General features: G+C 58.4%; 11 protein-coding genes and 1 tRNA gene. 9 read left to right on the top strand and 3 right to left on the bottom strand.

Annotation, left to right across the window (positions count from 1 at the left end; genetic code table 11):
* The coding region (locus AC3WUM_RS24935) for a hypothetical protein (RefSeq protein WP_492414021.1) at positions 1 to 187 on the top strand (187 nt) is incomplete at its 5' end.
* A gap of 371 nt (positions 188 to 558) precedes the next feature.
* Here AC3WUM_RS24935 and AC3WUM_RS24930 read toward each other — a convergent pair.
* Both AC3WUM_RS24930 and AC3WUM_RS24925 read right to left on the bottom strand, forming a co-directional pair.
* Positions 559 to 1,065, bottom strand: a complete 507-nt coding sequence (locus AC3WUM_RS24930) for a tetratricopeptide repeat protein (protein ID WP_492414019.1) — start codon at positions 1,063 to 1,065, stop codon at positions 559 to 561.
* A gap of 561 nt (positions 1,066 to 1,626) precedes the next feature.
* Entirely contained in the window at positions 1,627 to 1,977 is a 351-nt protein-coding gene (locus AC3WUM_RS24925; protein ID WP_492414018.1) for a helix-turn-helix domain-containing protein, read from the bottom strand.
* Between the two features lie 1,515 nt (positions 1,978 to 3,492).
* Between AC3WUM_RS24925 and AC3WUM_RS24920 the strand changes: the two genes are divergently transcribed.
* The 5 genes from AC3WUM_RS24920 (at position 3,493) to AC3WUM_RS24900 (ending at position 5,293) form a co-directional block, all read left to right on the top strand.
* Positions 3,493 to 3,645, top strand: coding sequence for a hypothetical protein (locus AC3WUM_RS24920; protein WP_492414017.1), 153 nt, complete (start codon positions 3,493 to 3,495; stop codon positions 3,643 to 3,645).
* Positions 3,642 to 3,947, top strand: coding sequence for an addiction module antidote protein (locus AC3WUM_RS24915; protein ID WP_492414015.1), 306 nt, complete (start codon positions 3,642 to 3,644; stop codon positions 3,945 to 3,947). The genes AC3WUM_RS24920 and AC3WUM_RS24915 overlap by 4 nt, the downstream gene beginning before the upstream one ends.
* Before the next feature lie 101 nt (positions 3,948 to 4,048).
* Positions 4,049 to 4,135: transfer RNA gene (locus AC3WUM_RS24910), tRNA-Leu, on the top strand.
* Positions 4,136 to 4,253: 118 nt separating this feature from the next.
* Entirely contained in the window at positions 4,254 to 4,532 is a 279-nt protein-coding gene (locus AC3WUM_RS24905) for a hypothetical protein (RefSeq protein ID WP_492414013.1), read from the top strand.
* A complete protein-coding gene (locus AC3WUM_RS24900) occupies positions 4,529 to 5,293 on the top strand; it encodes a zeta toxin family protein (RefSeq protein WP_492414011.1) in 765 nt (254 codons plus the stop codon). Before AC3WUM_RS24905 ends, AC3WUM_RS24900 begins: the two co-directional genes overlap by 4 nt.
* A 381-nt stretch (positions 5,294 to 5,674) precedes the next feature.
* Here AC3WUM_RS24900 and AC3WUM_RS24895 read toward each other — a convergent pair whose 3' ends face one another.
* Positions 5,675 to 6,325: a hypothetical protein gene (locus tag AC3WUM_RS24895; RefSeq protein WP_492414009.1), complete on the bottom strand. Its 651-nt coding sequence runs from the start codon at positions 6,323 to 6,325 to the stop codon at positions 5,675 to 5,677.
* A gap of 811 nt (positions 6,326 to 7,136) precedes the next feature.
* Between AC3WUM_RS24895 and AC3WUM_RS24890 the strand changes: the two genes are divergently transcribed.
* From AC3WUM_RS24890 to AC3WUM_RS24880, 3 genes are all read left to right on the top strand, one after another.
* Positions 7,137 to 8,324, top strand: coding sequence for a M48 family metalloprotease (locus AC3WUM_RS24890; RefSeq protein WP_492414007.1), 1,188 nt, complete (start codon positions 7,137 to 7,139; stop codon positions 8,322 to 8,324).
* A complete protein-coding gene (locus tag AC3WUM_RS24885; RefSeq protein WP_492414004.1) occupies positions 8,321 to 13,771 on the top strand; it encodes a DUF4011 domain-containing protein in 5,451 nt (1,816 codons plus the stop codon). Before AC3WUM_RS24890 ends, AC3WUM_RS24885 begins: the two co-directional genes overlap by 4 nt.
* 200 nt (positions 13,772 to 13,971) lie before the next feature.
* The gene (locus tag AC3WUM_RS24880) at positions 13,972 to 14,349 is read left to right on the top strand and encodes a hypothetical protein (protein WP_492414002.1); all 378 of its coding nucleotides are present in this window, start codon (positions 13,972 to 13,974) and stop codon (positions 14,347 to 14,349) included.
* Positions 14,350 to 15,013 lie beyond the last annotated feature (664 nt).

The raw sequence follows: 15,013 nt of genomic DNA, 5'->3' as shown, positions 1-15,013 counted from the left end.
TCGAGCCACGTCATTGAGTCCTTTCGCCCCCGAGGAAGAAGTCTATCGGGACGACAACTATTCTGACGCGGGGGGGGTGCGAATGGCCCGCCCGCAGAAGTTGCCTTTCCTTTCCGAAGACTCTCAATCAGATCAGCGCTCATCGGACGCTGCTCGAAACTCGATATTTCCTTCTGAGCTGGGCTAGATGCGCAACCACCTACGACTAGAACGCAGAGCAGAAAATGCGGGCTGACAGTACAGGACTTATCTCTTTTCATGACGCCCAACACCAATTAGTTGGAACACGGAATCCGTCTAATTCGTGCCCCATTCCGCATAACTTGGTCGAAACATTCATAACAATTTGATTCCGAAGGACTGCGGCACAAAAGGCGGACACTATGGACGGCTCACTTTCCCTGAAAAATCTCGGCTCCGGCTAGTGTGCCTAGTTTTCAGCCACGTATGCTGGTGGCGATTGATAAACGCAGGCGTCTGATGGTACTGCTGATCTGTACTCTGCCGCGTGTAATGTAGCGAGCAATCAGCCGAAAGCTTGGGAAATTGCTGAGAATTTCATTTCTTTCGTTTTTTAATTTCCAGTTCAAGCCAGTGCCCATCCCGCATTCCCAGGTGGGGGATGGGCATTTTTACTTGAGGATCGATGGTAACCGCTTGACCTAAGCTCGCGAGAGCATTGTCATAGTCACGTAGCTCCATCTCGGCATAAGCCAGCAAAAAGTGGGCGGCAGATTCAAACCACGCTTCTTTGCGCTCGCTCCCGAGCCGTAACACATCTTTGAACCATTTTGCCGAAAGCTCAAAGTGGCTGGCAGACAGCGCGTTGTCGGCCGCTAAATAGTAGTCGCCTAGATTCGGATCAGACTCCAGAACAGGGATTCGATCTTGTACGGCGCGTTCGTAGTCTCCTTGCAGTGAAAATATTAAAGCGCGATGTCGAAGAATCTCTGTCGCTTGATCGGGGTTGCTATGGATCAAATCTTCACAAGCGTCGAGCGCCTCCGAGAAGCGCCTCAGCTTTGTCAGCAACTTAATATCTTTAAGATCTTTAGGAAGCGTCATTTTATTTCTGTTCAATGACCATCAGGTGCTTTATAAACCCTCTCCATTTCGGTTCGCCTCCGCATTCCTCAAGCGGGTAGCTATTGATGCACTGCGTCATGCTCCCACCAAATGCGTGTGGCCGATGAAAGTCGCCAGAGGCTTTCGCACACATCGCGATGCAGCCTGAGGGCTGGACTAACCTGTGGGGTGCAATGCCAGCAGGAAGACGAGGTGCACCCCATGGCGTGTCCGCGAAAGTGCAGCGAGTGCGGTTTCGGGACCGCCTGTCGATCAGCGAGACGTCATCCGATGTCCGCTCGCCTAAGAACACCAAGGTCAGACAGCTTGCCAGGGGAAATCGCATACGCCCCTTCCGGGAGTTCTTATGCGTTGGAGAGCCGTATACCCCAGGCAGAGGCACCCGGTCTATGTCCGAAATGTGACGCCCAAGAGTTCTTATGCGTTGCCAGGCGGCTGAACACCGACCGCACGCCAAGAGTTCTTATGCGTTGATTCGGGCCCCGCCTTTAGGGCTCGCCTGTTCCTCTTGGCCCGTTGCGCATGCGCAACGGGTTGGGGTCAGCCCAAGCCGAGCAACTTGGCGATCTCGGGTAGTAGCACCAGCGGCGCCGACACTGGCAGCACCTCGTCGATAGGGTGCTGGCCCGAACGGGACTTCAATTCCAGCTGGATCTGCTCAGGCTCCCGGTTGGGCTCCGCTTCGGCGTCGATGCCGAGCGCTATGGCGATTTTCTTCGCTTCACCCGAGGAGCCGGCCAGTCGGCCTGACAACACACCGTAGGCCACGCGGACGTCGAACCCTCTTTGATCAGCCCACTGCCGGATCCTGACCCCCTTTCTTTCTAACGCTTTCCGCACTCCCTGGCGGCATTGGTATCGATGTTTTCGAAGTTCTGACGCAGTCTTCATGATGCTGATGGCTTCCCCTACCCCGACAATCCATTGCGAACGACGTCCCAGTTCGAAGTCGGGTTCATGGCCCTGAAGTCACACCGTGACTGGCTCTTTCCCCTCCAGATAGAGCCCCTTCGATACTCGATTCCCTCCCTGGAATCGGACGCAACTTCCGGCACTAAGTCTTACGCCTGCGAAGAAATACGTAACCTGCAAAAAAATACGGCGATGTGATGTAGTCGTCAGGTCTGCCCTGACCATGGCGGTTCGACGAGGTGATTCGTGGACGCAAGCGGGCGCGTCTCGCCCTTCGGGATCAATCGCACTACCGCAACAGTGCGGTCGAGGCGGAGCGCTCTCCCCGAGATGCCCCTCCCCTTGCCGTGTTCGCGGGGGGGGGCGGGTTTGAGCCAGTTGGTCGAGCTGTGGCGGCGCTCGGCATTCGGATCGAGCGCGAAAACGGAGCAGCGGGGTCCGCAGCGATCGTCGCGGGGTGGTTTCCCTGTTTAGTCCTGACGGTGATTCGCTCGGGAACGTGCTCGCGCGCTCCGCCTTGCCCGAAATCGAAGGCTTGCGCGCTGCCAGCGTTCTATGCGCTGCGTGGGGTCATCACCGGATCGTCGGCGAAATGAGAAGACTGCGAGGTCGAAAAAGTGCACAAAAAAAGCGCCCTCCGAGGGGGGCGCTCGTGATGACACTCGCTACTTATTCCTGCTGGCCGTCAGGCCTTTCGATCATCAACATCGGCTTCGTTAAAGCAGCTCGCATGAGGAACACGAACGCCAAAACGGAGATGATTCCTGAAGCGACCATGCCATACCAGGTTGGCCCAAAATTTGGGGTCACATTGGGAAGTGGCATAAATCGAATGCAGACAAACAGAGCGACCAATTCACCGATCGTGTAACTCCGCTTAAAACCCAACCGTTCCTTACAGTTTGGACAAGGAAAACCACCCCGGCCTCGCGGTGAAGAAATCTGACTCAAGACAGACATTGGCTTCTTGCAGTTAGGGCAAACGGTGCGATCACCAAACAAAAAACCCGAAAAAGACATTATTCATATCCACTATCATTGAAATGCTCTAGGCCAGCTTTGACGCCCGCCGTGAGTAACGCGGCACCCACCGCCGAAGCAATGGATCCATTCGTTGCAATAGCGGCAACAGCTGCCGTTTCCATCGCCCGCATCGTTCCGTCGCCGGGCGCCGCACCCGTCAGTTCTTGAATCCCACGGCAACCAGATCGGTTCCGCGCTCCGCAAGCGTACCCGCACCTGCGGCAGAGCGCGTCGCAATGCTGAATCAGCGCTGATGTGTCCAGACTGATCGTATCCTCCATAAGTGCGCGCTCAACTAGAATTTTGTATTCGATCGAATACAACTGCGGTATGTACGCGGTCCGGCCGACGAACGAATTTCAGCCGTGGTTTGGCCTCGTCAAAGATGGCTTGACCCGTCGACGGCCCGCGCGGCGTATCGAAAAAGCGTAACCCGGCAACCGTCAAACCTTTCGGGGAAGGCGTTATGGAATGCGCGAGTTTTTCGTACCCGGCTGGCGCCTCTACTACCAGCAGCGTGGAGACGTGCTGATCATCATGTTGGGCGGTGGAGACCAGTCGACTCAAGAAGCCGACATCAAGGCCGCCAAATTGCTGGCTGCGACTATCGAGGGCGAATCATGAGCGCAAAGACGAAAATCGCGGATCTGCCTGAGTTCGACATGGCCGAGCATCTGGAAGACGAACGCGCCATCGCCGAATACCTGACGGTGGTGATCGAAGAAAACGATTCGCCCGCTCTGGCTCAGGCGCTCGGCACCGTCGCCAGGGCCCGCGGAATGGCAGAGATCGCGCAAGGAGCGGGCCTCGGGCGCGAAGCGCTCTACAAAGCATTACGACCCGGTGCCCAACCGCGTTGGGACACCGTCCAGCGCGTCTGCACCGCCCTCGGTGTCCGACTGGTGGCGCTGCCCCTCGAAGCCTGAGTTGTCAGTGCCAGACGGGTTAGTATGCCTGCGGTTGTCGGGCTTGCTTTCCAAGAACTCAACTAGACGTTGCCGACTTTCCGGATAGCCCTTGATTCATTGCCTGCGTGGCGAAATTGGTAGACGCATGAGACTTAAAATCTCCCGCTCGTATGGGCATGCCGGTTCGATTCCGGCCGTAGGCACCACTCAACAAGGCGAATCCCACCCACGCAATCGCATTGCGCGTTTGTGCAATGTCGATCCAAACGACTTTGCTGCGGCCGGGAAGGAATCATAGTGGGCACGTTCGAAGGAGCTTCCGACATGCCCTGGACCGTCAGCGAAGGCGTCAATTACGAAGTGGCCTGCGAGACGATCAATCACATGATCGCTTTGTGCACGTCCGCCATCGACGTCGAAGAACGCAAAGCCGAGCCGAATGCGGAGAAGCTCGACAAGCTCGAAGCCGAATGCCGGCGCCTGGCGCGTGAGCGCGATCAGCTCTCGCCGACGGATCCGGGCAGTGTTCAACGGGCGATCGATCACTATGCGCCCATGATTCGCCAGCACCTGGGCGTTGATGGCAAACCCCATGTGGCATGAGCGAAACGCTCGATCCTGATCGCTACCGCCTCTCCGAATCCGACCATCAACGGATTTTCGAACGCCGCATCAATCCCCACGTTTTCAAAGGCGCCACTGCATCGCGTCGTCCGGTTGCGGTCATCTTCGGAGGCCAGCCCGGCGCCGGTAAATCCGCAGCCGTCCAGTTCGCCGTCTCTGAGCTGCGCGAACAAAGCGGAGCGGCGAAACTCGTCGGCGACGACCTTCGCCCTTACCAGCTCCGCTATGCGGCGCTGCTCCGTCGCGATGACACGACGGCCGCCTTCTATACCGATCGCGACACCGCCCGTTGGATCGAAAAATCCATCGCGTACGCAAGCGATAACCGCTACAGCATTGTGGTCGAAGGCACCATGCGTGATCCCAACAAAGTGGCTGCAACCCCGCGAGATTTCCGGGGCGCCGGCTTCGCCGTCGACGCCCGTGGTCTCGCCGTCAATCCGCGCTTGTCCGAACTCGGCATCCTCGAACGCTATGAGCACCAGCGGGCCGTTCGCGGCATGCCGGCGACGCTCGATCGGATTGAGGCCGAAGGCCTCTCCGATCGGCTGCGCCTGGTGACGCGTAGCCAAGCCGCCGTCTTCGATAGCCGCGCTGCTGATCGTTCGACACGGTCCGGTGCTCGCGCTGCGCACGAGCACGAGCACGAGCGCAATCGTCCCTTGAGTCTCGGCGAAACCACCTCGGCGAGAAAACCACTGTCGCCGAAGCTCGCGAAGAGGGTTATTTCGAACGCATGAGAATCACGATGTCGGCGGTTTACGACCGTTCCGTCCAAAGGGAGAGAAGGCCCGACACCGTCGGCGCTCGCAGCGCCGAGTTCGCCCCCCGTTTCAAAGCGGCTGGCGGAACCCGCCACGGAAAGGGAGGGCCAAGCACGCGAAGAACGGCGGCACGATCCCTTGCTCGACACGACCCGGTAAGTGACATCAACAACGTGTCGATTCGAAGCGCAGCGCCGCAGCCCTTCCCACCCCGTTTTAATGCTTTCCAAACCTACGAGGTTCGCTGCTTGGCCACCTTGCCCCCATGGGACTTCCAGCGTTCCAAAGCCCCTTCAGGGCCAAGCAAAAAGGGAAGTTGGAACGTCTGGCGACTGGAATCATCCCAGCCTCGTGCGACTAGCGCTCATCCTCAACAGTAAATGTCAGCTCGCTCCAACGCTCAAGGGTGTCGCCCTTGACAGTGACTCGAACCTTCTCAACGTGATTGTCCATTTGCAGGTCGAGGATTTCGATCTGCACGTCTCGGAACATGTTGAGGCTTAGTTTGAAATTGCAGGCGCCAGTGGCCAGATACACATTCGTGGCGACATCACGGATTCTGAGGTCACATCGAATGATGTCGTCGGTGAGCACGATCCCCACGTGACTGTCTTCTTTCGATCCGACCTCGGAATTTTTAACGATTAGTTCGTCTAGGCCTTGCGCGTCGAATTGAAGTGTGTAGGCTTCCTTTCTAGCGCCGACAAGCTTTATGCGAATGTAGGCTGCGGTGTCATCGTCATAAAACACAGCGAACTCCCTGCACTTCGCCAACTGCTGACCAACGTTCGGGTAGTCGCCAGGCCCAATCATGATGGGTTCAAAAATGTGCGGCTCGCGGCAGTTGATTCTGGCGCCCCGAGGGAGCTTCATGGACTGAAATGGAAACTCTCGCGGCAAATTCTCCGGGAAGGTGAAGTCCGACCGCACCTTATGTTTGAAGCTCTCCCCCGTGTAATTGGGTTCGTACCAAAATTCTGCACTGTTGATGCGGTAGTCCTTTTCCACTCGCGCCCCCTTTACTTGGTTGTGTCGCTGAGCTCATCAGATCGAGAAATCGGTTGCCGAAAGTCACTTCAATAACGTGTCGATTCAAGGTGACATCACCCGCAAATCAGGCAAAACGTGATCGCCTCTGGCCGAATGGGGAACACTATGAACTCTGGGATGAGATCGATATTTTGCTCGCCCCTTGGTTGCGTTTACTGCCAGTTAGAAGGTGAGGGATGAGCAAGGATCCGAGCAACAATTTAGACAAACCGCATTTACGGATAAGCGAGATCGACTAGCTCCATTGGGTTCGTCCACGAGCGGCTTTTGGCCTGCAACCAAGCACAATTCAAGTGTGCGTGATAGCACTACTTCTCCAACGATCAGTTTGAATGCTGCGGTTGCTCAGCTGATTGTCATTTTGCATCCTTGCGCAATCTGCAGCATTGCGACTGCCTGACCAGCACGTGCAAGGCGTAGGAGTCTGCGTGCCGAGTGGCGCTCTCATCAGTCGATTGCATGACAAGCTTTTGGCCTGGACGCTCGATTGATATCGTATGTGCGAGAAATTCCTAAGGGGAAATGTTCTTGGCCTATCGCTTGTGGCTGAAGGGTGCACGGACCGCATCGGTGTATCTGGTGGCAGAGGTCATCAGCTGATGGTTGATACAGCGCTGCTCGAGCTCACCTCAGCCGTACACCACTTCAGACGAGGTGTTTCCGATGCGACTCCATGCATGGTCGGCCGCAAGTCATTCGCAGCACTAGTAGTGTTGGTCGCCGATGTACAGGAACATCGGCTAGTCGTCGGACCCGCGAGCATTCTCACGTGACTGTGGAGCACAGTCCGAGAACCATTGAGCCGCTCGAGTATCACCGCGCGGTGGTACAACGCTTGCGCTCGATCGAGCCCGAAGTCTGGGAATGGGCGTCCTCGGTACGCGCCAAGGAAGACCACGCCGATGCTGTGCGCGCCGACCTGTTACGGCACACCTACCGGCTGACCGACCAGTCGCATCCGAGGGTGATTGCCGCGGGAGTGCTGGCCGCCCAACGTTTGGGTCTGACGATTCCGGTGACGCTCTATCAAGGCGGCGATGGTCCGATGAATGCCTCGCTGTTCTTCCTTCCAGAAGAGGCCCACGTGGTCTTCTTTGGACCGGTGCTGGAGCGGCTATCCGAGCCCGAGTTGCTGGCGTTGATGGGGCATGAGTTGTCTCATCACATTTTTTGGACAATCGAGGGAGGGGCGTTCCACACGGCCGATCGCGTGCTGCAGCAGACAAGTGCTGATCCCACCGCCGCACCGGCATTTCACGAAACCGCGCGTCGTTACTCGCTCTATACCGAGGTGTTCGCCGACCGTGGGGCTGCCCTTGCGGCGAATTCCACCCACCCGGCCATCTCCACCCTGGTGAAGATCCAAACGGGAATCGCATCGGTGGACGCTGAGGCCTATTTGCGCCAGGCCCGAGAGGTAGATGCCAGGGAAAAGACTCCTTCTCGCCAGGAATCGCACCCGGAGGGATTTCTGCGAGCTCACGCTGTCGATGCGTGGTGGACCTCAGCCGATAATCTGGCTTCATGGCTCTCAGCACGAATCGAAGGCCCCTTAAGCCTTGAGTCGCTCGACGTCATCGGCCAGCAACAACTGCAGGATCTCTGCCGCCGCTTCATTTGCCGGCTACTCCAGGAGCCACGCTTGGCCAATGAGAGGACCGCGACGCAGGCGCAAGCGTACTTCCCAGGATTGAACTCCGCAGAACCTTCCCTGGACCTGGGCACGCTGCTGGACGATGGTGCCAATGAAAGCGTCCGCAGCTTCCTTTGCACGGTGTTGCTCGACTTTGCGCTAGTGGACCCCGATATCCGGGATGACGCCCTGATCGAGGCGGGTCGTCTGGCTATATATATGGGTAGCGAAAAGGAGTGGATCGCATCGCTCAAGCAGCACCTGGGCTTGAACAAGCGGGCGCTCGATAAGCTGTCGAAGCAATGGGCCCGAGTGAAACCATGACCGCATCTACGACCTTGCGCGACCTGTTGGAAGCCGATTCAACCGCCTCGCTGCAGACAGACGATGTGCTCTTCTTGGTGTTGCCACTGATGCGCAGCGTTGCGCAGTTGCATGCGCACGGACGTGTAGCCGATATGAATGGGGGGGGCGATGTCCTCTGCAACCCCAATGGCACGCTCGCCTTACGACGGCCCGAGGGTGTCTCCCCGGTTCTGCGCACCGGCGCCCTGCGGACGATCCAGCCTCCACCATCTTCGACCCTGAACATCGTCGGTGAAGCCCGCGTCACCATTGATGCCGAGGGTGGTATCGAAGGACAGGATCTACGGGTGCAGCGCGCGGGAACAAGCGAAACGCTCCAGCGACCGGTCTACCTGCCCGACTTCGCATGCTGGGAACTGATGCTGGGGCATCACGACGAGATCACCGACATCTTCCAGCTCGGCCAGATTCTAGCCTGTCTGGCATGCGGACTTAGCTTCTATGATGCCGATGATCTTGAGTTGTTTGCGGCCCACCGCAACGACCTATTTCGCCTAAATCGCCGCTTGAATCCGGTGGTCGCAACGGTGATCGTCGAAATGACGGCGCTCAACCGACATGACCGCGCCACCGATCTAGCCGAAATCGTGCAGAGACTCGAGACCTGGCGCGACCAGCCGGCGACACTCGACGTCGAACGGGTGTTGAGCGACGCTCGAGGACCGCTATCGCGTCGAGCCACGCTGCTCTCACACCTGCGCGACCGGCTGTTCGACTTATCGCGGCGCAACCGTCTGCTGCACTTCCGGCCGACCCAGGCCAGCACCAACCTCACAGTGGCCAGTGTGCCACTGGTGATGCAGATCCAGAGCATTAAGCCGGAACAGATCGCCACTTGGGACAGCACGTTCTCCGCGGACATCTTGTCCGGCAGTGCGGTGTCCTTGCAGAAGTGGTTGAGATTCGAGGACCAGCCGGACCTGGCGCCGACGCTTGACCGAATCCTGCAGGAGACGCGTCGCGATCGCGCCGAGTACGGGTTCTCCAACCTTCGGCTGGTGGTTGCCTTTCTGCGCTGGCACGACCTCAAGGAAGATCCGGACTCGCGCATTGTTTCGCCACTGCTATGGCTGCCGGTCGAACTGCATAAACGCAAGGGGGTACGAGACCAGTTCGTGCTGTCGTGCACGGAGCAAGAGGCTGAGTTCAATCCGGCATTGCGGCACTGGCTGCGCCAGCTCTATGACATCCAGCTCCCCGAGACGATCGACTTGGGCAAGCTGTCACTCGAATCGATTCATGCCGATCTTCAAGCTCAGATCCACCGCTCCGAGCCGGGTGTCGAACTGCGTCTGCTGCACAAGCCCTCGATTCAGCTCATCCATCAAAAGGCGATGCAACGGATCGAGCAGTTCAAACGCCGACGCCAGGTGCGAGAGCGGCGACGCAGCACCCCGGGGATGCCGGACTTCAGCTATGCGGCCGATGACTTCCGCCCGCTAGGCCTTGCCTGGTTTCGGCGGGACATCGAGCACCGCCCTCTGCCGCTGAGATCCGCCGTCGGCGGCGCTATTCCCCGTCATCCCAGCATGGCCGCGGGTAATGTCGCGGAGGCTTCAACCTACGCGCTGCACGAGGATCCCGGCCACCGCTACGCCTGGGATCTTGATCTGACTCAGGTCACGCTGGCCAACTTCAACTACAAGAAGATGTCGCTGGTTAGCGACTACAACCAACTGATCGATGAGCGCCTTGACGTACCGGCCTTCGACCGCGTGTTTTCGATCGAGCCACGCCCAGTGGATACGCAGGCGCCCCCGACCCTGCCGCTGAACGATCGGTGGAGCGTGGTCGCAGGCGACCGCACACAGAACGCCGCGGTAGAGCTGGCTCGAACCGGGCGCAGTTTCATCATCCAGGGTCCGCCGGGAACTGGGAAATCACAGACGATCACCAATCTGATCGCCGATTTTTCCGCGCGCAATCGTCGCGTGCTGTTTGTCTGCGAGAAGCGCGCCGCCCTCGACGTCGTGTTCCATCGACTCAAGCAAAGCGGGCTGGAAGCTTTGTGCTGCCTGATTCACGACTCCCAGACCGATAAAAAGGCCTTCGTCAGCAACCTTCGGGACGGATACGAGAAGTGGATCCGCCAGCCGAACGAGCGCGAGCTTCGCGCCACCGCACGTGGCACCACACTCGCGAGCCTGAACTCTGCCCTATCCCGAATCGAAGGATTCGACCAGGCGATGTCGGCCGCTCCAGATTCGGTGGCGCACGACGTCCGCTCCCTGCTACGACGCCTGATCGAACTCGGCCCTTCGGGCTTGGAGCTGACTGCCTCACAGCGCGAAGCGCTGCCGGATCATCGTAGCTTTGTCGAGCACCGTGACCTGATCGGGCGTCTGCACGCATACGTGCGCGAGCGTTTCGGTCTCCAGAGTCTGGCCGAGCATCCCTTCCGGTTCATCCACGGGAATCTGCTCATGGCCGGTACGCCAATCAAGCGTATCGAAGCGGCACTGGACGAGGCCGAGCGCCTGCTAGACGAATTGCAGGGTCCGCTCGATGACGATGCGCAGCTATTGACCGGTCAGACCTCGCTCGCCGAGGCGGCGGCGCTGACCCAGACGCTTCGCATTCTCTCCGACGCTCAAGCTGCCGCCCACCCGCAACTGCTGGACGAACAGTCGCCGGAGACGGCGGCTTTCACCCAGGAGTTGTTGCGCGTACGAAAACTCACCGAGACGGCTAGCCAGACGGTATCGAAGAACCTGCAGTGGCGAGAGAAGTTGGCGCCGGAAGAGACCCAGTCGACTCTCGGGTTCGTCAAGTTGCGTGAGGGCTCATTCCTACGCTGGTTCATGCCGTCCTGGTGGCGGGTACGCGGCGTTTTACTCCGCGCATACGATTTCACTCCGCATGTGGTGAAACCGACCTTCCGAACAATCCTCGAATCGCTCGCTGAAGAGCACGCCGCCCATGCAGTCCAACGCGATGCGACACAGGCGCTGCAGGCTCGCTATGGCATTGCCGATGCTGAACGCTTCGCCCGGACGCTCGAAACCGTGCGTGAACGTATCCGTCAGTTGCCACTACTGCGCACTCTTCGGCAGAAGCTTGCAGCGTCACCGGATCCAGCGCGCGAAGCACGTGAAGAGGCCCGCGCCGAGCAGCCGATCGCGTTCCTGCACAAGTTGCTTGGCGCCAGCTTTCGCATAGACCCGGCAACGTCCCTGGCGGACATCGGCGAGCAGCTAAGGGATCTGCGCGAGCGCCTTGAGGACCTGCCGGATTTTCTTCCTCTTCTGGAGGCGGTCCACCAGACGCCTGAAGCGTTGAAGAACCTGCTGCTTTTGCAACCATACACGCCTGCCCCGATGGAGACGGCAGTCGCATGGGAGACCCTTTCCCGGGTGCAGCGCGAATATCCCGAGCTGGCGCGATTCGACGAGGCAACGCTTACTCAACTTACGGCGCGTGCTCACTCCGACCAGAAGGCAGTCCTGGCACAGAATGCGGCGCTGATCCAGGCCACGAGACACCAGCGCTTCCTTGAGAATGTGCGCCAATCGTCCCTGTCGGCTACTCAGTTGGACGCCGAAGGCAAGCTCTTTAAGAAACATTACGCCGCCGGACGTCGCGAACTCGAGCACGAGTTCGGCAAAAGCATGCGCTACCGCGCGATTCGAGAACTCGCCAGTGGAGATCCGGGACGCGTCATTGATGACCTGAAGCCAATCTGGCTGATGAGCCCACTCTCAGTTTCCGACACCCTGCCGCTACGCCCCGATCTGTTCGACGTCGTGATCTTCGACGAGGCCAGTCAGATCCCGATGGAAGAGGCAGTTCCTGCCCTGTGCCGAGCTCCGCAGGTAGTGATCGTCGGCGACGAAATGCAACTTCCGCCGACCAGCTTCTTCGCATCGTCGTCCGACAGAGATGCAGAGGTCGCGGAAGGATCAGAGAACGAACGCGGCGTTGGTATCACGCTCGACGCGGATAGCCTGCTCAACCAAGCGGCACGCAATCTGCCAGCCACCTTGCTCGCTTGGCACTATCGGAGTCGCTACGAGGCACTGATCAGCTTCTCGAATGCCGCGTTCTACGAGGGGCGACTGATCACGATCCCAGACCGGTCCATCGAAAGCAGTGGCGACGACGATCTCGCGCTGCGTTCCGACGATCAAAGCTCGGCGGCCAAGGGCGTGGATGCGCTGCTCGATCGCGCCATCAGCTTTCACCAGATCAGTGACGGTCTCTACCTAGCGCGCAGCAATATCCCTGAGGCCACGTACATCGCTGGAATGGTCCGGGAACTGCTGATGCGCGATGTCAAGCTGAGCCTGGGCATCGTGGCGTTCTCCGAAGCTCAGCAATCAGAGATCGAAGCGGCGCTCGATTCGCTAGCTGAACAGGACACGACTTTCGCGGTGCGCCTCGAAGCCGAATACACCCGCGAGGATGATGGCCAGTTCAACGGGCTTTTCGTCAAGAATCTCGAAAATGTCCAAGGCGATGAGCGCGACATCATCTTGCTATCAATCTGTTACGGCCCCGGCCCGGATGGGCGGATGCTGATGAACTTCGGCCCGATCAATCAGCGCGGCGGTGAGAAGCGCCTCAACGTGATCTTCAGTCGTGCCCGCCACCGCATGGCGGTGGTTTCGACGATTCGGGCGGAAGCCATCACGAACACGCACAACGACGGCGCTGCGGCGCTCCGGTCATTCCTCCAGTTCGCGTATAGCTCCGCCAAAGGTGATGGCGTGCGGGCTCAGTCGGTACTCGCCTCACTCAACGCCGGCGCGCAGGTGGCTTTCCAGCAGTCTGCTCCGCGTGATGCGCTCCGACAGGCCCTGGCGAGATCGCTCCGTGCACGAGGTCACGACGTCGACGAACACGTTGGGCGTTCGACGTTCCGATGCGACCTTGCCTTGCGGGATTCTTCGGGTAACGGATATGCGTTGGGGCTGCTTCTGGACAGCGCGAGTACCACGAGAGACGCACAGGAGCGTTACGTTTTCCGACCCGGCATTCTTCGCGCATTCGGCTGGAAGGTACTCGAGGTCCTCTCGGCCGATTGGCTGAGTGATTCTCAGCGCGTGATCGAACGCATCGAGAGCGTGCTTGCAGGCGACGGCGTAGCGGAGGAGGAGTCGATTGACGGTTCAGCTGATGCGGCCTTTGAGGCTGCGGCCACGAACATAACCACGCCGGACGTCACCACTGCCGCAGGCGAGAGCTACTCCACACGCGAATTCCGAATTCAGGAGGGTACGTCCAACAAGTTCTGGCGGATCGGGGTGAACGGCCTCGATGTAGTGGTTGTGTACGGACGAGTCGGGTCAAAGGGGCAGGTAATCACAAAATCCTTTGAAACACTCGAGCGGGCCGAGCGTGAGATGGCGAAGCTACTGGCGGAGAAACAGCGCAAGGGATACATCGAAACCATCCCGGATAAGTAGGCACGCCTCGCGTCTGACGATGCGCGTGACTTAACCGAAGCTGGAGCTGAGTGCTCGGGTTGGGCGATTCGTCCATGCAGTCCGCCTTTGAACGCCGCAATCCTTTGGAATCAAATCGTTATGAATGTCTCGACCAAGTTGTGCGGAATGGATCACGGATTAGGCGGATTCTGCGTTCTACCTAATTGGAGTTGGATCTCATGAAAGGCATGGCAGTTGCCGCTCTTGTAACGCTGGTATCGGCGGCAAACGCCACCGATCCGGTGAGGGTCACTGGCATATACAGCAACATGCACTTTGCTACTGAAGATGTCATAGGTATCGAGGTCTTCATTGTTTACAGCCGCAATGAGTATCAGGCGGTTGTTCAATGCTCCGAAGGAGAGCCTGGCGCCCCTCAAGTCGTACCGCTTACGGTTTCTGGTTCGTCCGTCAGTTTCACTGTGACCTCAGCGCAGTCAGGCTGTCCCACGGCGTCATTTGCAGGTGTTGTTACTAAGTCCGGCCTGCAGGGCTCCTTTGCAGGCACCGAGAACTACCCTGGCTTCTTAACGCGCGGCCGGAGCTACTGGCAATGAGATCCAACAAGAGCTTCCACGCGACGTATTCGCCTTCGCTTCGCTGCGCCAAATCCGCGCGTGAAGCAGGGTGTTGGACCTAAAAGAGATGCGAATTTTGTCTGTCCTAAAACGACTTGTTCTTCGAGATCGGCCACGTGATCAGGTATTCAATGCGGAACAGTTTGTGTACCTCATGCTTCCCGACCCGATAGGACCATTAGACCGTGGAAGCAAATACGAAGGTCCTCTGGATCAGGTCCTACGGAAAGGCGATCTGGGGTCAGTTTCAGGTGGAGGAAGCCAGCTTGGAGAAGCAGACGAGAACGGCAACGACACGATCGAATACTGTGGTGTAGACATCGAAATCAAGAGCATCGACTCCGCTCTCAAAGTGCTACGTGACTACCTACCATTGCTGGGTGCACCGATGGGTTCGCAAATTCACTACACAAGGGATGGCGCAAGGCTCCAAGATGAGTACACGGGTGGCAGTTGGCACGTGGCGCAACCTCGGGAGAATCTCCATCCGTACTTTCAGTGCTAGTCCGGTCCAACTAATTGCTCCAGCCGACGTATTTGCCTTCGGCAAATACGCGGCTGAGCTTAGGCGTTGAGGCTGTAGAAAAAGCCCGAGAAGTCGACTGAATTGGCACGTAAGGCGCTGCTGATTCTGCATGCAATC

The organism is Hydrocarboniphaga sp. FW305-C-57 (assembly GCF_058783045.1).
The sequence above is the reverse complement of the archived record's forward strand: the minus strand, read 5'-3'. Positions and strand labels throughout refer to the sequence as shown.